This is a genomic window from Streptomyces sp. NBC_00328 (assembly GCF_036139655.1).
Taxonomy (GTDB): domain Bacteria; phylum Actinomycetota; class Actinomycetes; order Streptomycetales; family Streptomycetaceae; genus Streptomyces.
On record NZ_CP108013.1, the window covers coordinates 9,551,048 to 9,571,135 of the forward strand.

Annotated in this window: 19 protein-coding genes and 2 pseudogenes; 10 read left to right on the forward strand and 11 right to left on the reverse strand. The window is 69.0% G+C overall.

Going from position 1 to position 20,088, the window contains the following annotated elements; translation table 11 throughout:
* Window positions 1-122: 122 nt before the first annotated feature.
* On the reverse strand, window positions 123-452 hold the full coding sequence (locus OG485_RS42075; protein WP_328671396.1) for a hypothetical protein: 330 nt from the start codon (window positions 450-452) through the stop codon (window positions 123-125).
* A 75-nt stretch (window positions 453-527) separates the two neighbouring features.
* Entirely contained in the window at window positions 528-1,397 is an 870-nt protein-coding gene (locus OG485_RS42080; RefSeq protein ID WP_328671395.1) for an IS5 family transposase, read from the reverse strand.
* A 321-nt stretch (window positions 1,398-1,718) separates the two neighbouring features.
* Between OG485_RS42080 and OG485_RS42085 the strand changes: the two genes are divergently transcribed.
* Window positions 1,719-2,042, forward strand: coding sequence for a hypothetical protein (locus OG485_RS42085; RefSeq protein ID WP_328674118.1), 324 nt, complete (start codon window positions 1,719-1,721; stop codon window positions 2,040-2,042).
* Here OG485_RS42085 and OG485_RS42090 read toward each other — a convergent pair.
* Both OG485_RS42090 and OG485_RS42095 read right to left on the reverse strand, forming a co-directional pair.
* A complete protein-coding gene (locus OG485_RS42090; protein ID WP_328674119.1) occupies window positions 2,034-3,236 on the reverse strand; it encodes an IS110 family transposase in 1,203 nt (400 codons plus the stop codon). The two genes, OG485_RS42085 and OG485_RS42090, sit on opposite strands and share 9 nt — an antisense overlap.
* A gap of 591 nt (window positions 3,237-3,827) precedes the next feature.
* On the reverse strand, window positions 3,828-5,447 hold the full coding sequence (locus OG485_RS42095) for an endo-1,4-beta-xylanase (RefSeq protein WP_328674120.1): 1,620 nt from the start codon (window positions 5,445-5,447) through the stop codon (window positions 3,828-3,830).
* 411 nt (window positions 5,448-5,858) lie between these two features.
* Here OG485_RS42095 and OG485_RS42100 point away from each other — a divergent pair, with 411 nt between their 5' ends.
* On the forward strand, window positions 5,859-6,449 hold the full coding sequence (locus tag OG485_RS42100) for a HalD/BesD family halogenase (RefSeq protein WP_328674121.1): 591 nt from the start codon (window positions 5,859-5,861) through the stop codon (window positions 6,447-6,449).
* 102 nt (window positions 6,450-6,551) lie between these two features.
* Here OG485_RS42100 and OG485_RS42105 read toward each other — a convergent pair whose 3' ends face one another.
* Window positions 6,552-7,136 carry a tetratricopeptide repeat protein gene (locus OG485_RS42105; RefSeq protein WP_328674122.1) on the reverse strand — a complete coding sequence of 195 codons (585 nt, stop codon included), beginning with the start codon at window positions 7,134-7,136 and terminating at the stop codon, window positions 6,552-6,554.
* A 152-nt stretch (window positions 7,137-7,288) separates the two neighbouring features.
* On the opposite strand from OG485_RS42105, the gene OG485_RS42110 reads away from it, so the two are divergent.
* From OG485_RS42110 to OG485_RS42130, 5 genes and pseudogenes are all read left to right on the forward strand, one after another.
* Window positions 7,289-7,729: a hypothetical protein gene (locus OG485_RS42110; RefSeq protein WP_328674123.1), complete on the forward strand. Its 441-nt coding sequence runs from the start codon at window positions 7,289-7,291 to the stop codon at window positions 7,727-7,729.
* Window positions 7,726-11,556, forward strand: coding sequence for a tetratricopeptide repeat protein (locus OG485_RS42115; RefSeq protein WP_328674124.1), 3,831 nt, complete (start codon window positions 7,726-7,728; stop codon window positions 11,554-11,556). Before OG485_RS42110 ends, OG485_RS42115 begins: the two co-directional genes overlap by 4 nt.
* 217 nt (window positions 11,557-11,773) lie before the next feature.
* Window positions 11,774-12,211, forward strand: a pseudogene (locus tag OG485_RS42120) (transposase); the annotation flags it as partial.
* Between the two features lie 58 nt (window positions 12,212-12,269).
* The gene (locus OG485_RS42125; protein WP_328674847.1) at window positions 12,270-12,839 is read left to right on the forward strand and encodes a tyrosine-type recombinase/integrase; all 570 of its coding nucleotides are present in this window, start codon (window positions 12,270-12,272) and stop codon (window positions 12,837-12,839) included.
* 15 nt (window positions 12,840-12,854) lie between these two features.
* Entirely contained in the window at window positions 12,855-13,025 is a 171-nt protein-coding gene (locus OG485_RS42130; RefSeq protein WP_328674125.1) for a hypothetical protein, read from the forward strand.
* Between the two features lie 256 nt (window positions 13,026-13,281).
* On the opposite strand, the gene OG485_RS42135 is transcribed toward OG485_RS42130, so the two are convergent.
* A complete protein-coding gene (locus tag OG485_RS42135) occupies window positions 13,282-14,490 on the reverse strand; it encodes an FAD-dependent oxidoreductase (RefSeq protein ID WP_328674126.1) in 1,209 nt (402 codons plus the stop codon).
* Window positions 14,487-14,948, reverse strand: coding sequence for a hypothetical protein (locus OG485_RS42140; RefSeq protein WP_328674127.1), 462 nt, complete (start codon window positions 14,946-14,948; stop codon window positions 14,487-14,489). Before OG485_RS42140 ends, OG485_RS42135 begins: the two co-directional genes overlap by 4 nt.
* Before the next feature lie 100 nt (window positions 14,949-15,048).
* On the opposite strand from OG485_RS42140, the gene OG485_RS42145 reads away from it, so the two are divergent.
* Window positions 15,049-15,663 carry a PadR family transcriptional regulator gene (locus tag OG485_RS42145; protein ID WP_328674128.1) on the forward strand — a complete coding sequence of 205 codons (615 nt, stop codon included), beginning with the start codon at window positions 15,049-15,051 and terminating at the stop codon, window positions 15,661-15,663.
* Window positions 15,664-15,910: 247 nt separating this feature from the next.
* On the opposite strand, the gene OG485_RS42150 is transcribed toward OG485_RS42145, so the two are convergent.
* On the reverse strand, window positions 15,911-16,267 hold the full coding sequence (locus OG485_RS42150) for a hypothetical protein (RefSeq protein WP_328674129.1): 357 nt from the start codon (window positions 16,265-16,267) through the stop codon (window positions 15,911-15,913).
* A gap of 262 nt (window positions 16,268-16,529) precedes the next feature.
* A complete protein-coding gene (locus OG485_RS44165; protein ID WP_443048882.1) occupies window positions 16,530-16,859 on the reverse strand; it encodes a CPCC family cysteine-rich protein in 330 nt (109 codons plus the stop codon).
* On the opposite strand from OG485_RS44165, the pseudogene OG485_RS42155 reads away from it, so the two are divergent.
* Window positions 16,792-16,977, forward strand: a pseudogene (locus tag OG485_RS42155) (ISL3 family transposase); the annotation flags it as partial. The gene OG485_RS44165 and the pseudogene OG485_RS42155 sit on opposite strands and share 68 nt — an antisense overlap.
* 969 nt (window positions 16,978-17,946) lie before the next feature.
* On the opposite strand, the gene OG485_RS42160 reads toward OG485_RS42155, so the two are convergent.
* Window positions 17,947-18,849, reverse strand: a complete 903-nt coding sequence (locus OG485_RS42160) for a LysR family transcriptional regulator (RefSeq protein ID WP_328674130.1) — start codon at window positions 18,847-18,849, stop codon at window positions 17,947-17,949.
* Between the two features lie 188 nt (window positions 18,850-19,037).
* Here OG485_RS42160 and OG485_RS42165 point away from each other — a divergent pair, with 188 nt between their 5' ends.
* Complete coding sequence (locus OG485_RS42165; RefSeq protein WP_328674131.1) at window positions 19,038-19,331, forward strand: DUF1330 domain-containing protein; 294 nt, start codon at window positions 19,038-19,040, stop codon at window positions 19,329-19,331.
* On the opposite strand, the gene OG485_RS42170 is transcribed toward OG485_RS42165, so the two are convergent.
* Window positions 19,312-19,761, reverse strand: a complete 450-nt coding sequence (locus tag OG485_RS42170; RefSeq protein WP_328674132.1) for a transposase family protein — start codon at window positions 19,759-19,761, stop codon at window positions 19,312-19,314. The genes OG485_RS42165 and OG485_RS42170 overlap by 20 nt on opposite strands.
* Between the last annotated feature and the right edge of the window lie 327 nt (window positions 19,762-20,088).

The following is a 20,088-nucleotide window of genomic DNA, read 5'->3' on the forward strand; positions in this document are numbered from 1 at the left end:
GTCAACATGGCGCCGACGACGCCAGCATCAAGCCCGCGTCAGTCACTACAAACGACGCGGACACAGCCCCTGAAAACTGCCCAGCACTCAGAACAAACACCGTTGCAGTACTAGGGCGTGTTTTAGAAGTCGAAGATTGGTGGGGTTGGCCGTCCGGGATGAGAGCGGATGGCCAACCAGAAGGTCAGGTCGCGGGCAATGTCGCCGATCCTGGTCGACGTGGTGACCTCATGCTCGCGGCGACTGGCATCACGGAGGACGACTTCGTAGCCTCCTTCGTCGAGGACGGCCACTGAGGCGAACCAGACGGAGTCTTCTGCGTCGGGCTGGACGACGATGAAGGTGTTGTCGGTGTCGTTGAGGTCGCTGATCATCATGAACAGCGCATCCTCGGACGGGTCGTCGATACGGTCACCGTTCTCGCTGTCAGCGCCGTAGAAGCGAGCCCCCATCGGCAATCCCCTCCCGTCACGCTGCTCAACTTGTCGGCCGTCAGCATGGCATGCGGTACCGACACCCCGGCCTTGTCACAGCCATTCGCCGATCGTTGCGATCAGCACAGTGGCCTCGAAGCGGACCGAGAGCTTGTCGAACCGCGTGGCCACTGCCCTGTTGCGCTTGAGCCGGTTGATCCCGCACTCGACCGCGTGCCGGGCCTTGTAGTCCTCCCGGTCGAAGACCGGAGGCCGCCCGCCGGCCGAGCCACGCCGCTTGCGGTGACCGACCTGGTCAGCACGCTCCGGAATCGTGCAGCGGATACCACGCTTGCGAAGATAGGCCCGGTTGGCGCGAGACGAATAAGCCCTGTCGCCCCGCACCCGCAGTGGACGAACTCGAGGCCGGCCTGGCCCGGGGCGAGGAATCCGTATGCCCTCCAGAACAGCCTTGAACTGCGGACTGTCACCTCGCTGCCCGGCGGTGACCAGCACAGACAGAGGCCGTTGTCCCTGCTCGCATGCAATATGAATCTTGGTGGTCCAACCGCCACGAGATCGGCCCAGACCATGGTCGTGGGGTTCCGTGCGTGACCCTCCCGGCGATTCGTTTTGAGCATTGCCGTTGCGGCGGGCGCCCGCCGCGTGCTGATGGGCCCGGCAGATCGTGGAGTCGACGTTGACCTCCCAGATGATCAGCCCCGCCGCATCGGCACGGCTCTGCAACCTCGTCAACAGCGCCGCCCAGGTTCCGTCACGTTGCCAGCGCCGGAAGAATCCGTAGACCGTCTGCCACGGCCCGTATTCCCGCGGCAGGTCCCGCCACGGAGCTCCAGTCCGTACCCTCCAGCGGACCCCGTCGATCAGTCTCCGTCGACCCACCATCGGTCGTCCCAGAGCCGTGATCGGCAACAACGGTTCCAACACCGCCCACTGCTCGTCAGAAAGATCTCCTCGCCCCACCCTGCGATCATCACAGCGTGAAGCGAGGACCGATCCAACTTCCAAAACACGGCCTAGCTCAAGACGCGGGTCGCTCAGCCCCGCCAACACAGGCGCTCACCCGCCAGTTGAAGCGCCCAGTCACACCAACACCATGCACCTGTGACCATCAGAAGCTGCTGTCTTTCCGAGGGCGATAGCTGCGTTTCGGCTGGTCAGCGATCCAGCGCACCTTCGGTGCGCGCCGGAGGTGCTTCCGTCTGCCCTGACGTGGGCTGTTGCCGGTTCGGGATCGCGGGGGCCCCTATCTCTTTGGTCAAGGTCGTGGGTCAGGATTGCGGCATGACGACGTGGTTCCGCACCTACTACGAGGACGAAGATCTGTGGCTGTATTTCGAGGCCGATGACGAGGGCTGGGCCGCGCGGCAGGTTGAGGTCCGGGGGCAGGACTCGCGTCCGGTGATGGCGGCCTCCTTGGAAGAGGTGCTGCACTTGCGTGATCATGCCGATCTCGCGGCGATGTTCCGCTATGAACGGCAGTACGGCGTTCTCGCCGAAGGTCTCATGGACGGCTGGCAGGACCAGCCGCAGGCGGCCGAGATCACCGCGGAGGAGTTCGAGCGGCTGTGGACTGAAGCACGGCGGGCTCTCGGCGATTCAGCCTGACCTGGCGGGCTGAGGTTCGTAGAAGGTTCCGTCGCGGAGCATCGCAAAGAGGACGTCTGCCCGTCGTCTGGCGAGGCAGAGCAGGGCCTGGGTGTGGTGCTTGCTCTGGGCGATCTTCTTGTCGTAGTAGGTCCGCGATGCGGGGTCGGCCAGGGCGGCGAACGCGGAGAGGAAGAAGGCCCGTTTGAGCTGCTTGTTTCCCCGTCTCGAGGGCTGTTCGCCGCGGATCGAGGACCCGGAACTGCGGGTCGCGGGTGCGAGGCCGGCGTAGGCGGCGAGGTGGCCGGCGGTCGGGAAAGTGCTGCCGTCGCCGACCTCGATCAGGATGCGGGCTCCGGTCCTGACGCCGACTCCCGGCATCGACCTCAGGACCTTCGAAAGAGGGTGGGCCTCCAGGAGTTCCTCGATCTGCCCGGCCAGGAGTTTGCGCTGGTCAATGAGTGCGGTCAGGGATCCGGCCAGGCTCGGGACGATCAACGCGGCTGCCTCGGTGCCCGGAACGGTGACGGTCTGCTCGTCCAAGGCGGTGAAGATGTCCTCGACCAGTCGCTCGGCCATCCGCGGGGCCTTCGGCCGTAACAGCGTGACCACCCGCCGCCGTCCGGCCTTGCGGATCTGGGACGGTGAACCGAACCGCTCCAGCAAGGCCAGCACCGCCGGGTGCTGCAACCGTGGACCCAGCACACGCTCCAGCGAAGGGTGGATTTGGGTCAGCAGGCCGTGGAGGCGGTTCGCGACCCTGGTGGCCTCTCCGGCCAGGTCGTCGTCGAACCCGACGATCATCTCCAGCTCGGCGATGGTCTCGTCCTCGCCGTCGATCGCCCGCAGCGTGTAAGGCATCGCGCGGGCCGTGTCCGCGATGATGAACGCGTCCTTCGCGTCCGTTTTGGCCTCGCCCAGGTAGAGGTCGGCGATCCGCCGCATCGTCAGGCCCGGAAGGTAGGCCACGGGGCAGCCCATGTCCCTCGCAACGGCCAGCGGCAGGGCACCGATCGAGGCTGGCTGGTCGACGACGACCAGCACCGTTCCGTGCTTGGCCTTCAGCTTGGCGAACAGCTCGCGGAGCTTGGGCTCGGTGTTGGGCAGTCGCTTGTCGAACGCCTTCTTCCCGGCCGGGGTGACGGCGGTCGCGTGGTGTTCGCCCTTGCCGACGTCCAGGCCGAGGAAGACGTCGATGTCACTCGTGTCGATCACGTGCGAGCCCCTCCATCACGCTTTCGTCCGGCCTTGCCTTGGCACCGAGCTGCCACACCCACGTTACGGAGAGCTCTTCCGGCTCGGGTGAAGCCGGTGCTCAAGCCCCTCATCAGCGGTCCGTCGATGCCTCCGGGCCCGGTGACACCACCCCCCGGATCATCAACAACAGGAGGGGGAAGTCATACCGGACCCGAAGGCCGGAGGCCCCATTGCGGAGCCACGAAGACGGTAACGGGGGGCGTTCCGGCCAGACCGATATGCCTGTGCTGCCGGTGAGATCGACTGGGACACTCGGTGGACTCCACCATCGTGCGTGCCCACCAGCATGCGACCGGCGCCTGTACTGATCGGCTGCCCGCACAGGCGCCACGGGGGCTGAAACGACGGAACACCAGGGCAAAACGCTGTGGCAGAGCATGCTCGACCGACTGGTGGAAGTGGTGCAGGAGGGTGAGAACCCGGGCCGCTCGCGCGGCGGGTGAGGCGGTCGGCGCGGCGAACGCCCAGTGCCGGTCGGTCGCGGCCAGGCGACTGTTCTCGATCTCACCGGTGGCTTTCCGACTGGCCGTTCAAGGGCGTTCGCCGTACCTACCCAGTACCTGAGCGGCGAGCGTCGTCCAGGACGTCACGCAATGCCCAGTAGGCAGGTTTCGCCTCGTACGTCGTGTCCCAGGGAAGGGCGTTTCCCGGACTCGGGGGATAGTTCCGGAGGTCGGCCGTGGAGCCGTACCTGTCGGTGAAGCCCCAGGTCGAGAACGAGGTGCAGTTGGGTTCTTCGCTGCAGACGGCGAGTTTCCCTGCCAACTGGCGGGCCTGGACGTCCTCCTCGTCCTCGTCGACGAGGACGTCCGCCTCCGAGACCCGGGCCTTCAGGCCGAGCCCGGCCAAAGCCCGGACCTTGCGTCGGAAGACCTCGGGGTCGGTACGGTCGCCGACGGCGTATTCGTGGTCCTGGAAACCGACGCCATCGATCGGAACGCCCCGCTTCTTCAGCCGGATCAGCAGCGCGTAGAGGGCATCCCAGCGTGGACCGTCCTCCTCCACCCCGTACTCGTTGAGGTACAGCACCGCGTGCGGGTCAGCCTCGCGGGCCGTCCGGAAGGCGATGTCGATGTACTGCTCACCCATCGCTTCGAACCACAGTTGTGGCCGCACGCCCCGGTTGCCGGTGGAGTAGTCCTCATCCTCGTCGGACATGGGCTCGTTCACCACGTCCCATTCCGCCACCTTCCCCCGGAAGTGGCCCGCGACCGCCCGTATGTGCTCCGCCATGACGCGCCTGCGTTGCTCGTGCGTCATCTCGGCGCGCATCCATGCGGGCAGGGCTTCGAACCAGACGAGGGTGTGGGCGTGCACCTTCATCTTGTTGGCCTTGGCGAAGTCCACCAAGGTGTCGCCCTCCGCGAACGCGAACACGCCGCGTCGGGGCTGGACGAACTGCGGCTTGAAGTCGTTCTCCGGTGTGAGCATGGAGAACTCCTCACCCGCCGTCCGGCGGTAGGCGCTGTCAGTCAGCAAGGGGCCTGTGGCCAAGGCGGTTCCCATATGGATCGGGCGGGGGAGCCCCGCCGCCAGATCACGCATCGCGTCGGTGGACCGGGGCACTCGCAGGCCGGGCGCGTCCACGACGGACATCCGGCCCCGGCCCAGTGACTGCGCGTGGAGATCGCTGAGGGTCCAGCCCTTCCCGTGGGCTCCCGCATCCGCGCCGAACCAGATGCGGCCACGGCCGAAGACGTCCCGCGCGGGAACGGTTCCCACGACCCTTCCGTCGGTCTCCACCACGAGTCTGCTTCCGCGGACTTCGAGGGCGAGGCGGACTTCGTGCCCCAGACCGCCCCCGAGGGTCCGGGTCACCGCAGGTCTGTCGGAGTCCCCGTCCCAGCGGTCGATCCGGAGCCTCCCGCCGACCACGCCGATGCGTACGCCGCGCCGCTCGTAGCGCCATTCGTCGTAGATGACCGGCGTCTCCCCGTACAGATGCAGGTAGGCGTCCGTGTCATCCGTGCGTCGCAGGCTCGCTTCGATCCGGACGTCCCCGCGGAACACCATGTGGGGACCGCGCAGGTTCACCGGCGGGTTCGGCTGCCCACCGGTGCCGTCCTGGCGTGTGATGCGCCGGTCGAGGTGTGTGACGCGTACCCCTGCGCGGGTGGGCTTCCCGCCAGCGAAGTGGGCCCAGTCCCGGCCGTTCAGGAGGTCCGCCACAGGCCCCCGAGCGGGCGCGGAAGCGCCGGCGCAATCCCCCGAGACACCAGCGAGCAAGGCGCACACAACCGCAGCGACAGCACTCTTCCGTAACCGCATGAACAGCAACGCTCCGTATCCCCAGTCTGTTTTCCGAAGGCATCGCCCCCCTCGGCCACACCGTCGCCGAGCACCATCCCTCCCCAGCCGCGGCAAGAACGGTGTGCGACCGATCGCGCCGCCCCGCTGTGACTGATCGCCATTGTCTCAGGTGCGGGTGGGTGGATGAACTGAGGCTGATCCTCAGTGTTCAGCGTGTCCGCGGTGAAGTCGCGCATCACCAGGTCCGGCGTGGGCGGTGCGGTCCTGTCCGCGATTGTCGTCTGCTTCTTCTTCTTCTTCTTCCGCAGGTGACGGCCAACGATGGGCCTGGTGAGCGCCGAGGGACTGCGCGTCCTGCGCGAGGAGACCGCCAGGCTAGGGGCCGCCGCGGTACGCCGCGACTTCCGCATGGCGTGCATGGACGACAGCCCGCGTCACATGACCACTCTGGGAGGCCGACAGATCGCCGCGCAATCCACACTCATCTCCGGCCTGTACCGCAACAGCGCACTGCTGGCTGCCTTGTCCTGCGTCCACGGCGGCGACGTGCTGCCGGTCTGCGACCCCGTCGAACGGCACGTCCTGAACATCCTGCACCGCCCGGGTGACACCCACAGGGCACACACGGACGACCACCCGTTCGCCGTGGTGCTGTTCATCGAAGCGCCACCGGAGCCGGCCGACGGCGGACTGCTCGAAATCCACCCCGGACATGCCGACCTGGCGGCACTGGACCGCCCCGGCACTCGTCGGCTGCACCACCGCGCGGGCGATGCCTACCTGCTGCGCAGCGATCGCACCGCCCACCGCGTCACCCGCCTGCGTCGCCCCGGAACGCGCCGAACCGTCTTGAACTTCGCCTACACCACGCCCGGCCACCAGCCCCTGGCCACCGGCTCCGCCCAACGCATGTACGAGTGACGACCGCGCCGCCGCCTGCCCGACCTGGCATCGGCTGCTGCTTGCCATGTAGCGGGTGACGGGGTGCCGCTGCGGACCACGAGGTGGGCGCGGCGCCCGGTCTTAGCCGCCCGCGTTCCGTTCCGCGATCCGCAGATTGCCGGCGATGTCCACACGCACCGGATGCCCGGCCGGCAGGCCCGTGCTCTGGGCGTGGGCGCGGCGCAGGACCGTGAGGCCGTCGCGGCGGAGGCCTGCGGCGAAGAGGGTCGCGCCGAGGGTGTTGGCGGTGGTGAGGGTGGATTCGTGGGCGGCTCCGAGGCGGCGGGCGCGGCGCTGCCAGGTGTCGTCGAGAACCGCGACGGACGCGGAGACGTCGCCCTGGATGGCCAGGGCCGCGCCGAGGTTGTGAGCGCAGTCGAGGGTCGCGGGGTCGTCGGGGCCCCAGGCGCGGGCCGCACGGTCGGTGGCCTCGCGGGCGATCTGCGCGGACGCAGTCGCCTTGCGCTGCTGGTAGAGGGTGGAGCCGAGCAGGTTGAGCAGGCCGATGGTCTCCCCGTGGTTCGCTCCCAGCTCCGCCTCGCAGTCGGGCAGCAGGCGGCGCAGGAGCACCTCCGCCGCGGCGAAGTCGCCGGTGTCGAACAGGACGCGCGCCGTGCGGAGCTGCCGGCGCAGGCCGGTGCGGTTCGGGCCCTTGCGACGCCACACGACGCCCCCTCGCCCACGGCGTCGTCGCCGTGTCGTTGTCCCGGTGGTGCGGCCGACCACCATATAACCGCGGCACGTTGATCGGGGAGGGCGCGGGCGCGGGCCGCGCCGTGGTGGCACGATGGGGCGGGCACGGCAACGGGAGGACACCCATGATCGAATCCCTGGCGGCGGTCGCGACGGCCGCTTCGACGACGCTCGTCGCCGCGATGGCGACGGACGCCTGGGGCGCCGCGCGTTCCGGGTTGCTGCGGCTGTTCGGGCGGGATGACGCACCCGAACAGGGTGCGCTGGTCGCGCTGTTGGAGAGCGAGGCCGCGCTGGTGTCCGAGGCGGAGGATCCGGAGGCGGCGCGCCGGCAGTTGGCACCGGCGTGGCAGTTGCGGCTCGAGCAGTTCCTTCGCGCGCACCCGGAGGTGGCCGACGACGTGCGTGAGCTGACCCGGCGGCTGCAGGACGAACTGCCCGCCCAGCAGCGCCACTGGGTGCAGCACGTCGAGGCGCGCGACCACGGGCAGGCGTTCGGCGCGCAGGGTGGGAACGTGATCGTCCATCAGGAGCCCGGCGCCGGCCGCGGTGACCGCGCGACGTGAGCGAGCAGCACGTCAGCGCGACGGGCGGGTTCGCCTACGGTGTCGTCGGCGCGGACATCCATGTGTTCGGCGACGGCACGCCGTTGTACGTGCTGCGCCGGTGGGCGCCGACCCCCGAGGCGGATCCGCAGTGGCTGCGGCAGCAGCCCAGTCGGATGCTCCACGCGCGGTTCGCCGTGGCGCCGTTCACCGGGCGGGAGGACGAGCTGGGAGCGCTGCACGCCTGGTGCGCCGGCGGTCCGCAGCGGGCGGCGCGCTGGCTGCACGCGCCGGGCGGGCAGGGCAAGACCCGGCTGGCCCAGCAGCTGGCCGCCGAGTTGTCCGGGCAGGGCTGGAAGGTGGTCACCGCGGTCGAGGGGCCCGGGACCGTGCTGCCGCCGCCCGGCAGCCAGGACCTGACGCCGGACAGTGCGGCCGGGCTCCTGCTCTTGGTCGACTACGCGGATCGCTGGCCGCTGACCACCCTCACCTGGCTGTTCAGCAACGCCCTGCTGCACCGGCCGGACGTGCGCGCCCGCGTCCTGCTGCTGGCGCGCGGCACTGATTCGTGGCCGGCGCTGCGCGGGGCGCTCGCCAGTGAGCAGATCGACGTGTCGGCACAGGCCCTCGGGCCTTTGGACGAGCCGAGCGGCCCGGCGGCCGGGCAGGGCGAGCGGGGGGTGATGTTCCGTGCGGCACGCGCCGCCTTCGCCGAGCGGTACGGGATCGTAGCGCCGGCGGGCGAACCCGATCTCGCCGACGACGACTTCAGGCTGGTGCTCGCCGTGCACATGGCCGCCCTGGTCGCCATCGACGCCGCGGCCTCGGGTCGGCGTGCCCCGCCCGATCTGGCGGGGCTCACCCTCTACCTCCTCGACCGCGAGCACCTGGGCTGGGTGCTGCTGCACGACCGGCGGGGCGCGGGACGGATCACCCTGTCCCCGGCGGTCATGAACCGGGTGGTCTTCGCCGCCTCCCTGAGCGGCGCGCAGCCGCGAGAGCAGGGAGCATTGCTGGTGGACGCGCTGGAGGTCGGGCAGCCGACGCCCACCGTGCTGGCGGACCACGGCGTCTGCTATCCGCCGCCCGAGGGCGTGGCCGGCACGGTCCTGGAACCGCTCTATCCGGACCGGTTGGCGGAGGACTTCGTCGCGCTGACCGTGCCGGGCCACGCGGCCGACTACCCGGCGCAGGCGTGGGCGGCGGACACCGCGGGCGCCGTGCTGCGGTACGGCTCCGGCCCCGCCCGGGGGGTGTCGACGCTGATCGCGGCGGCGGGCCGCTGGCCGCACCTCGGGCCCGCCTGCCTGTATCCGCTGCTGGCCGTCGATCCCGGCCTCGGCGTGGCCGCCGGGGGCGCTGCGCTCACCGCTCTGGCCGAACTGCCCGACATCACGACGGCGCTCTTGGAGGACGTGGTGGACGCCGTGCCGCACCCGACCCCCGCGAACCTCGTGGTGGGACGGGCAGCCGTCGACGTCCGGCTGTTCGCGTCCCGGATCGCGGCGGCACCGGACCGGCACGAACGCGCCTGGCTGCACGCCGGACACGGCAACGACCTGCACGAACTGGGGCGCACGGAGGAGGCGCTGCGGGCGGCGCGGCGCGGGGCCGAGCTTTTCCAGGAGCTGGTCGCCGACGATCCGGAGACGTACGAGGAGCACGTCGGCCGCACCTTGACCAACGTCGCCGGTCTGCTGCACCGCACCGGCGAGGTCGACGAAGCGGTGGCGACGCAGCAGCGCGTGGTGGACCTCTTCACCCGTCTCGCCCGGGACGATCTGCGCCGGTACGAACCGTACCGGGCGACCGCGCTGGCCAATGCCAGTGTGCATCTGGAGTCGGCCGGTCGGTGGGAGGAGGCGTACCGGGCCAACCAGGAGGCGGCGAGCGCGTACCGCAGGGCAGCCGTCCACGATCCGGGGCAGCGGCGGGGGTTGGCGATCACGCTGTCCAACGGGGCGGCCCTCACGTTCCGTCCGCCTGCGGAGGACGTCGCCCTGCGCGAAGCGGTGGAGTTGGGCCGGGAGTTGGTGCGCGAGGGGGCGCTGGTCGAGGACACGCCGCTCGTCGCGTCGCTGGAGCGGTTGCGCGAGCACCTGTCCGCGCGCGGCCGCCACGTGGAGGCCGTCGAGCCGGCGCGGGAGGTGGCCGAGCTCAACCGGCGCCTCGCCGAGGCCGATCCGCACCGGTACACCTCTGCGTGGACGACGGCACTGATGAGCCTGCACGGGATCCTGCTCGACGCAGACCGTCCCCGGGAGGCCGTGGAGGTCGGCGAGGAGGCGGTGACGTGGCTGCGCCGGCTGGCCGACCGCGCGCCCGCCACCTACATGTCGTCCCTGGGCGACGCGGTGTCGCGGCAGAACAGCGCGCTGCGGGCGGCGGGCCTGCCGCCGGAGCCGGAGGCCGACGTTCCGCGGCGGGTGCTCGACCCCGACTCCCTGGGCCGGCAGGTGCCGGAGGCCCGGATCGCGGTGGACGGGTGGCTTCCGGAGCTGCTGCCCGTGCCACACGTGTCGGCGGCGGTACTGGAGGACACGGCGAGCGGGCTCGCGCGTCGGCGGGACTGGCCGGCGTACTGGGAGCTCGTCCGCTCCGCTCCCCTCACCGACGCGGTGCACCTCGCGCACCGGATCCCGCGGCGCGCCGGGGCACCGGACCATCCGCTGGACGCGGAACTGTTCGGCTGGCTGCGGTCCCTCTCCCCGCGCCGCGCCCGGGCCCTCGTAGACGGGGCGGCCGGCGCGGCCACCCGGACGCTGCCCGAGGACTTCGGCGTGTTCTCCGCGGCGCACAGCGCGTTCGGGCACGGCGGCGAGGTGCTGGCCACCGCGCACGTGACGGACGACCCGGACGAGCAGTCGCGCGAGGTGATCGAGACCCTTGAGCCGGAGTCCGGCACACGGACGGTGCTCCACCGCGGCCCCGTGTGCCACAAGTCGCTCGCCGTCCTGGGCCCCGGGGACGTGGTCGCGCTGCGCCGCAGCGAGGGGTACGCGGCCCGGGCGGAACTGGTCCGGCACACGTCGTTCGAGACGCGGGTGCTGGCGCAGAGCCGCACGTTGACCGGGGCGCACCTGGCGGCCACGGCGTACGGATGCGTGGTCTCGCTGCCCCTCACGCCGCAGGTCCTGGTCCTGAAGACGACCGGGGAGTTGCGCCAGGTCGACCTCGGGCAGTGGGCGCTGAGCACCGGAGGTCCGATGGCGGTGACCCCCAGGGGCGACCGCATGGTGCTGTGCGACGGCTACCGCCTGATCGCCGTCCACGCCGCACTCGGCCACGCGCTGGACGCGGCCCCTGTACCGGCGGAGCACGCGCCGGTACGAGAGCTGGTCTTCGCCGGGGAGGACGCGCTCGTGACGGCGGGGCGGCACGGCGGGCTGGTGCTGTGGCGGCTGGACGCCGACGGGATGCGGCCGGTGGCGTCCCGCGACACCCCGATGCTGTCGCAGCTGTGCGCGGTCCCGGCCTGGGACGTGGTCGGCGGTCACGCCGGCTCCGAGGGCCGGGTCCGCTTCTTCGACCCGTGGCGGGGTCTCGCCCCGGTCGACGCCCCGCCCGCGATCGTCGGCTCCGCCCGTCGCCTGCGCGCGGTGCTTGCGGCGCCGGGCGGACGTCACGTCATCTACTCCGGGCAGCTCGACGTGGACGCGCCGCCGCGGCGCCGCTCCTTCGCGTTCGTGACCCGGGTGCACGATCTGCACCATCCCGGTTCGCTGTTGCGGCGGTCGCCGGCCGGTTTGGGCGACGCCGAGCGCGCGGCTTTGGTGCGGGCTGACGGGGATAATCCGGGCGTGCGCGACCTGTTGCGCCTCGCGCACGTGATGGCCACCCGCCTCTGACGACCCAGGGAGCGTGAGCGTCGCGAAGACGTGCGGGTTGTTCCGCACGGCGAGGTGGGTTTTGAGCAGCCATCCGTACCGGGGGAGTAGGAACCGTGCCGGGCGAGAACCGGCGCGACGTAGGGCGGGAAGGCGGAGTCGGGCATGGCCTCTCCTCGGGTGAGGCGGGCACCCCGAGAAGTGGCCCCGTCGGTAGGTGATCTTTTCCGAACGTCGAAGTGTCCGTGACGTCTTCAGCAAGCGGATCGTCGGCTATTCCATCGACTCGCGGATGAAGTCCCGTCTGGCCGCCACAGCCCTGAACAACGCCGTTGCCCGACGTGGACACGTCGCCGGTTGTGTTCTGCACAGCGATCGCGGGTCGCAGTTCCGGTCCCGGAAATTCGTCCGTGCGCTCGACCGCCACCGGATGGCCGGCTCGATAGGGAGAGTCGGGGCCGCAGGCGACAACGCCGCCATGGAGTCGTTCTTCAGCCTGCTGCAGAAGAACGTCCTCGACCGACGGAGCTGGACCACCCGCGAGGAACTGCGGATCGCGATCGTGACCTGGATCGAGCGGACCTACCACCGACGCCGCAGACAAGCCTCACTCGGCCGGCTGACCCCCGTCGAATACGAAACCGTCATGACCACACCGGCCCTCAAGGCCGCGTGACCGAACCTGTCACCCGAACCTGCATCAGACCCATCCGTTCGCCTGGCTCGCGATCGAGATCCTCGCTCGCACCGGGATGCGCCGCAGCGAAATGCTCGGCCTCACCGTCGACGCGGTAGTGCAGATCGGCTCCGCCTACTGGCTTCGCGTCCCGGTTGGCAAGATGCACACCGACCGCTACGTCCTCTTGCATCCACAGCTGAAGACGCTACTGGATGACTGGCTGCTGCACCGGCCCGAGGGCCTGCGTTCGAACCTGCTGTTCACCGATCACGGCCGTCCGGTCAACGCAACTCGCATCGAGACGGCCGTCCGCAGGGCCGCAGAGCGGGCCGGTCTCGGCCGGGTCACCCCGCACCAGCTCAGACACACTCTGGCCACCCAGGCGATCAACCGAGGCATGTCCCTGGAGGCCATCGCCGCACTGCTCGATCACCGGTCGTTGTCCATGACGCGTGTTTACGCGCGGATCGCCGACCGGACGGTCGCGGACGAGTACTTCGCCGTCTCGGAGAAGGCCGAGGCCCTCTACGACGCTCCGCGCCAACTGCCGGCCGACGCCGAGGGTTCGGAGATGGGCAAGCTCCGCCGGGAAATGCACCGTCGGATGCTCGGCAACGGCTACTGAGCTCGCCCGGTCGAGATGGACTGCCACTTCGAGTCGATCTGCGAGTCGTGCACGTTCTTCGTCACCACGATCGAGTTCCGCCCGACCCTCGAGCGCCAGCGGGACGACGCGGTGGCCAAGGGGCAGGTCGCACGCGAGCAGATCTTCGACGGGCTACTGACCCGCCTCGACGAGCAAGCCGACTGATGTAGGTTCTCGTTTCTGTTGGCCCATAGCGTGACACTGACCAGCACCGATGCTTGCGTCTCACGGGCGGTCGCCGCGTGTTCGTCTCACTTCCGTGTCCTCTTGCGAGCTGTCCGGCAGGAGTCTGGACGAACGACGGGGAGCTGGCCGCGGCCATAGCCCGGGGTGACCGATCGGATCCCCACCTGGCAGGCGCCAGGCGCGGTGCTGGAGCTGTGCACGGGCACCAGCCGGTTCCCGGCGGACGGGCTGGAGTTCACGTGAGCGGGGCTGCCTTCGCGTCCCAGTCGATGTGGTGGTCGAACTGCCAGGCCATCTTCTCCGGGTTGATCAGCTTCATGGTCGCCGGTATCACGAGGTCGCGCAGTACGCGGCCGACCGGGCCCGCGGTCTTGTTGCTGTTCGTGCGGGCGCCGAGCTTGATGATGCGTTCGACGCGGGGGCGGCGCAGTTGTTCGTACGCCGCGAAAGCCTGGTCGTAGGGCAGGTCCCGCATACAGCGCGCCAGTTCGACGGCGCTTTCGGCGGCGATGGAGGCGCCCTGCCCGGAGCTGGACGAGGCGGCGTGGGCGGCGTCGCCGATCAGGGTCATACGGCCGTGGGTCCAGTTCGCGACCCTCGGCATGTTCTCCATCGGGCCGGTGATGAGGAGTTGGTCGGCGTCGGTACGGCTGATCATTTCGAGGGCCGGGGTGCGGTCGTCGGCGAAGGCGGTCCGCAGGATGCGCATCCACTCCTTGGCGCCGATCGCCTGGGCCTCGGCGACTGTCATCGGGGCGCGGTGGGGCAGGTTCACGAACCACACCGCCGAGGAGTCGTCGAAGACCTGGTAGCCGAAGAACGCGCGCTTGCCGAAGCACAGGTACATGACGCCGTCGGTGGAGGGCATCCCTGACTGGTGCATCCGCGCTCCGAAGCAGACCAGGCCAGCGTAGTTCGGCTGTGCTGCGGCCGGGTCGATCAGGGAGCGGACCGTGGAGCGGATGCCGTCGGCGCCGATGAGGACATCGGCGCTCGCCTCCGTACCGTCCGCGAAGTGCGCGGTGATGCCGGAGGCGGTGTCCGTCGTGCCGGTCAGCCGCTTGCCGTGGTGGATGGGGACGGAGCGGCGCTCCGCCTCGTCGTAGATCGCACGGTAGAGATCGGCGCGCCAGACGAACTGCGGGGACGGGAGGCGGGAGGGCGGGGCGAACTGCGCGAGGTGCTTACCCGTCCAGCTCCGTAGCCCCATGGCGGTGACCGGTGTGCCGATGGTGCGGACGAGGTCGCCCGCGCCGATCGTGTCGAGGGCGTTCTGGCCGTTCGGGGCGATGGTCATGCCGCCTCCGGCTCCATCGGCCGTGGAGTCGTACGCCTCGTGGACGGTGGCCTCGATACCTGCCTGGCGGAGGGCCATCGCGGCGACCGGGCCCGCGATACCGCCGCCGATGACGAGCGCGGTGCGGGCTTTGCCGATGCGGGTCATGACTGGTGCCCCCTCGCAGGGTCGTTGATCGTCGGTACGCCGCCGCTCTTGTGTGCGCGGCGCACATCCTGGACGTACGCACGGGAGAACATCGCCGACAGGATCGCGATGCCACCGCGGTGGATGCGGATCTCGCTGTTCGTCGCGGAGCCGGACAGGCGGACACGGCGGCCGGCCGTCGTGTCGTGGGTGGATGAGGACTGGGAGTCCTTGACCTTGCCGCGGGCGGTCCACCTCAGGTTCCAGTGGTCGACGGCGGTGCCGTCGTCGACGAGCAGCTTGACCGTGGCCCGGTCCATGTCGAGGTGGATCTCGACGTCGTCGGGGAGGTCGGGGGAGCGGAGGTCGAGGACAGCGGTGCCATGGCGGGCCTTGATCTCGAAGTGGCCGGCCTCGGTCCAGTTGCCGAGGTGCTTGACGAGGTCGTGGTCGGAGTGGATGCGCTCGGTGAGGGACATCTCGGTGGTTCCTCTCGGGGTGGTGTCGCGTTGACGATTTGATAGTTGCACTGAAACTAGTATCTCGTCAACTAGTCATTCCGGGGCTAAAATCGAGTCCATGACCACATCCGCTCCCCGCAGCTCCCCCCTCGCCCTGACCGTCCTGGCCCTGCTGCACTACAAACCGCTGCACCCGTACGGCATCCAGCGGCTGGTCAAGGACTGGGGCAAGGAGCAGGTCGTCAACGTCAGACAGCGTGCGAGCCTCTACCGCACGATCGAGCGACTCAATGGCGACGGGCTGATCGCCGTCCGCGAGACCGGGCGCGATCAGCAGTACCCCGAGCGGACCGTGTACGAGGTCACCGAGGTGGGGCGCGAGACCGCCCGCGCCTGGCTGGAGGAGATGCTCTCCGCGCCCAAGCAGGAGTTCCCGGAGTTCCCGGCCGCCCTGTCGAATCTGCTGCTGCTCATGCCGGAAGAGATGGCGGGCGTACTGGAGCGGCGGGTCAGCGCACTCTCGGAGAAGCTCGACGGACTGGACGTGGCCTTGGCTGCTGAGGCGGAGCAGGGGCTGCCGCGCATCACCCGCCTGGAGACCGAGTACCTGCGGGCCGTGACGGCCGCGGAGCTGGAGTGGGTGCGCACGGTGGTCGAAGACCTGCGAGCCGGCAGGCTCTCGTGGTCGAAGGGACAGCTGGACGCCGTCGCTGCGGGGCCGGTGCAACAGTGAGCCCGCCCCCGGCGCGTCCGGGGACGGCCTGAAGCGTTGAGTTCTCGCGGGGTCAAACCCCAGTCGTTTGTCCCGTCGAATTGAGCTTGTCTGTGGATCTTGCGCTGAGCTGCGGGGTTGCCAGGTCGGATGAGAACTCCCGGTTCGGGATTCTCGGTGCATCTGGCTTCTACGGAATCCCGCGTGGGTTGCGAGCCGACCGCCCCAGGTCAGAAACGGAGCCAGCCCTCGATGAAGGGCTCCCGCTTCAAGGACGCAGCGAGCGTTGAGCGGTGGCCAGGGTTACCTCGATGTCGTCGCTCCAGGAGCAGACCTCCAGCCACGAGAGGTAGCCGCCCTGCGCGAAGACCAGCACCTCGCCGGGGCACTCTCCGTCTTCCGTGAAGATCTGGACCTCGGCCGCCACCACAGTGCCCGGCCCGGACGGCGCTGGCTCCACCGCTTCTGTATCGAGATCGAAGTACGCGGTGCCGCACCCACACGTGCAGCGTTCTCGCACACGGATGTGCGACACCTGCTGGCGAAGTGCGAGGTGGACCGGATCTTCCTCGCCGAGAACGGCCTCCAGTACGAGGGCCACATCAGCGGGCAGTGTCTCCGTCACGTCGTCACCGTATTCCCTGCCCAGATGCGTCCATGCGCGGCCCCAGTTGCTGGTGCCGGGCCAGCCAAGGTTCGAGGAGACGAACATCCAGCGGTCAACCGCGACGCAGTGAGAACCTGGCAGCTCGGATGAGACCGAGTGAGAATCCGCCAGCTGCACTGCGACAGGACACGTTTGTCTCACTTCCGTGTCCTTTGGGCCGGGCAAGGGGCACCGCCTGTGAGAATAGGACACCGAGAATGCGAACCTACAGCTGACCGCCTCAGCTGCTGCGGCGCCAGAATCCGGTATCGCGATGGCACCACCAGTACAGGACCGTGCAGTCGACGGGCCGCAGTGCCCCCTGCCTGCCGCGAGGTTCGAAGTGGTCCCGGTCCGGGGCGATGGGGCGCCAATTCTGATCCAGCGGCACGTCGTCCAGAGGCGTCCGGACCTTGGTCACGAATCGTTGCTCGGAGGCCCCGAACTCCTTGAAGTTCGCCCGGGCCTCGATCAACGACGGCCGGTTCGCTCCGCCAGCCCAGCTACCGGGCCTCACCGGCTTCGCACTCCACCTGCTCCGAGACCTCGCCGCCGTGACAGCAGGGCTCACTCTCGACTGGAGCTCCGGCAGCATCGAGGGCGCTGTCAACCGCATCAAGAAGATCAAACGGCAGCTCTACGGCCGCGCCGGCTTCGAACTGCTCCGCAAGATGATCCTTCTCCAGTAACACACCGCGATGTTCCACAAGAGCTGCGCGAGAACCGGATAGTAGAAACCCCTGATGCGGCCGGCATATAGCCCGCGCACGCAGGTGCCCAGCCGTGGCAGGATGGCCTCATGTTGATCCGAAAGGGCGATGCCGCGTAGGCGTCCCAAGGCCGTCCGCGCAGAGCGGTGGCGGCCACGATGGCAGTATCCGGTTCTGAGGGTCCCCGGGGTCTCCGCGCGGACTCGTGCAGCGATCCGCCGGGTCGAAGACCACGAGATGTGGCCCAACGCAGTCGCCAAGGCACTCTCGTGTTTCGAGTGGGTTTTCAAGGAGCCCGGACGCTATCTGGACGCCTCCGCGTTTGACTCGCCAGGGGTGGGAGATGCCCGTGATGACCTGGAGTGGGCGATGCTGTACCTTCCGCCCGGAGCTAAACGGGACTTGGGCCGATTGATCACGCGTATCGATGAGGAATTCGAGCGCCGCACCTTGCCGGAACCCAACTACAACGAATGGGCGACGGCGCGCTGGTGGTGGACCAGAATGCGTGAACGTTGACGATCTCCGAGATCGCCGCCCCTCGCTGCAATCGAACGAAGTGTCACCCTCCGCGTTCGCTCCCCAAGATCTGTGCCAGAACCTCGTTTTCACCTATGCAGCCAAGCAATGGAACAGTGGTTGGCGCTAAGCATTGACCGACGTCATGGACGCCGTTGACGGCGGGCGTTCCCGCCGGTTACCCGTGCTTGTCCGGTTCGGCGTCGGCGAAGGCGCGGTATCCGCCGAGATCTCGGGCTGGGCGAGGACATCGCCGCGGTGTCCGACTCGGACCGGACCCGGGGCCGTCATCGGATGCTGATCCGCCGGCGTAGCGAGGTCGTGTCGGACATTCAGCAGGACCGCCGTCGTCATCACCGCGAAGTCCGCCGGGCGCAAGGTCTTCGGCCTCGCCATTGCAGGCGTCCGTCTCGCTTGACCTCTTGCGCGTCAGTCCGGCAGCCAGTGCAGCTCGTGCGCCAGGGTTTTGGCGACGGCACGGATGCGGCGGTGTAGCGGCGACTGCTCGCGTGGGAGGACCAGGTGGATCGTCAGGCTGGGCGCGCCTCGCAGCGGTCGCCAGGTGAGACCGGCCGGTTGTGCCGTGGCCGCGGCTTCTCCGGCCGGGGCGAGGGTGACCCCGTTGCGCAGGTCGCGCTGAGACATGTCGAAAGCGACTGCGGGCGTGTGGAATCGGGGGTGTGGTCGGGTGTCTTGGAACAGTGCGGACAGCTGATCGTGGATCACGGGGTTGGCCACACGGTCCGGGAGTCGCAGCGGATACGCGGCCGCGTCGGCGATCTCGATCTCCGGGTGTTCGGCCAGCGGATGGTGCTGCGCCAGCTGGATTCCGACGCGCTCACGCCGCAGCAGGAACCGGCGCACGCCACGGCCCGGCTGTTCACCGCGGGTGATCCCGGCATCGATGCGGCCGTCGGCGACCGCGGGGGAGATCTCCGGTGTCGCCATCGGGACCGCGCCGACCTCGAGTCCGCTGTTGCCGCGAATCAGCCTGTTCACCAGGGCCGGTGCCGTCTCGGCCCCGGCGCTGAGGCTGTATCCGATGCGCAGCGTGCCCAGTTCACCGGCCGCCGCGCTCCGGGCGGTGTCCCATGCCCGGTCCAGCGCCGCCAGCGCGGGCGGCGCGGACTCCGCCAAAGCCGCACCGGCTGTGGTCAATACGACGCTACGCGTGTTGCGGACCAGCAGGGCCGTACCGAGTTCCGCCTCCAATCGGCGCATCCGGGCGCTGAGTGCGGGCTGTGCGATACCAATCCGTGCGGCCGCGCGGGTGAAGTTCAACTCCTGCGCCAGCACCAGGAAGTACCGCAGGCTCACCGTATCCGGCGCCACGTGCCCTCCCTGCCGATTGATAACGAACCGTTCTGAGTCTATCCCGTACCGGTCTTTCCCTCGACCGCACATCAAGCCCTAACCTGCGCATATGACGATTCAACTGACCGCAGTACCCGTCGCCAGGATCGATCGATCTGAGTGTCAATTCGAAGTCGGACGTGTCCGGCCCAACACAGGAGGTTTCCATGGCTAAGGGCTACTGGGTCAGTGTCTACCCCGCCATTTCCGACCCTGAGAGGCTGACTGCCTACGACAAGCTGGCCCGTCCGGCTGTCCAGGCTGGGGGCGGGCGCCTCCTGTCCCGTGGCGGTCGAGTCGTCGCCCACGAGGCCGGAATCACGCAACGCGTCGTTCTGATCGAGTTCGACAGCTTTGAACAGGCCGTCGCGGCATACGAGAGCGAGGCATACCAGAAGGCGCTGGTGACCCTCCCCGACGGCGTCGAGCGCGACTTCCGCATCATCGAAGGCATCGACTGACCGGCGGGCCCAGCCATCGCTGAACATCCGTCACCTGATACGCACACGGTGCTGAACGACGGCTCACGGCCAGCCGGGCGCCAGCACGGCCTGCGAGCGCGACGGCCAGGGCCTCCAGAACCCGGCGCGAAGCAGGCGTCCGTCTCCCGTACCGGAAGGTCAGCCCCGCGACCTGCTCGACGAACGTACGACGCTCGCACAGGCCGTTGCCGTAGTACAAGCGCCGCACGGTCAGCTCGATCAGCACCGGCTGGTCGCCGATTGGACTATCGGCCAGGCGACGCTCGTAGCAGCTGTGCACACGATTCGACGGAAGTTCACAGTCCGGGCACGGAGCAGCGTCATCGAGGGTTCTCACAACGATGTGCACCACACCGCACTCCGTGAACACCCGCTCTACCAGAACCGCTTTGAAGTGCGGGAACAGCACCGCTATGAGGTCATCACACCGCACCACGGTTCCAGATGACTGTACGTCACCGTGGCAGAAGCCCGGTGATCGTCCTCACAGAATGTGTGCCAGAACCGAGTTCTGGAAATACTTGAGTGCTTGCTTCGGGACCGTGGTTGCGTTCTGCACGACAAGACGCCGGGGTGCTGCCGAAGCCCAAGGTCGATCTGTACACTGCGATCCGCCGTGGTGCGAAGGCCGGCCTGCCGCTGCGTGCGGTCATACGGAGTACGGCGTCGGCTACGACACCGTGCAGAGGGCACTGGTGTCGGCGCTGCCGAAACCGCGGAAGAAGATGCAGCCACA

What these genes read in the sequence shown, in the direction of transcription:
- OG485_RS42075 (WP_328671396.1), bottom strand. Translation starts at nt 452, where the DNA reads ATGGGGGCTCGCTTCTACGGCGCTGACAGCGAGAACGGTGACCGTATC.
- OG485_RS42085 (WP_328674118.1), top strand. Translation starts at nt 1,719, where the DNA reads ATGACGACGTGGTTCCGCACCTACTACGAGGACGAAGATCTGTGGCTG.
- OG485_RS42110 (WP_328674123.1), top strand. Translation starts at nt 7,289, where the DNA reads ATGATCGAATCCCTGGCGGCGGTCGCGACGGCCGCTTCGACGACGCTC.
- OG485_RS42130 (WP_328674125.1), top strand. Translation starts at nt 12,855, where the DNA reads ATGGACTGCCACTTCGAGTCGATCTGCGAGTCGTGCACGTTCTTCGTC.
- OG485_RS42135 (WP_328674126.1), bottom strand. Translation starts at nt 14,490, where the DNA reads ATGACCCGCATCGGCAAAGCCCGCACCGCGCTCGTCATCGGCGGCGGT.
- OG485_RS42140 (WP_328674127.1), bottom strand. Translation starts at nt 14,948, where the DNA reads ATGTCCCTCACCGAGCGCATCCACTCCGACCACGACCTCGTCAAGCAC.
- OG485_RS42145 (WP_328674128.1), top strand. Translation starts at nt 15,049, where the DNA reads ATGACCACATCCGCTCCCCGCAGCTCCCCCCTCGCCCTGACCGTCCTG.
- OG485_RS42165 (WP_328674131.1), top strand. Translation starts at nt 19,038, where the DNA reads ATGGCTAAGGGCTACTGGGTCAGTGTCTACCCCGCCATTTCCGACCCT.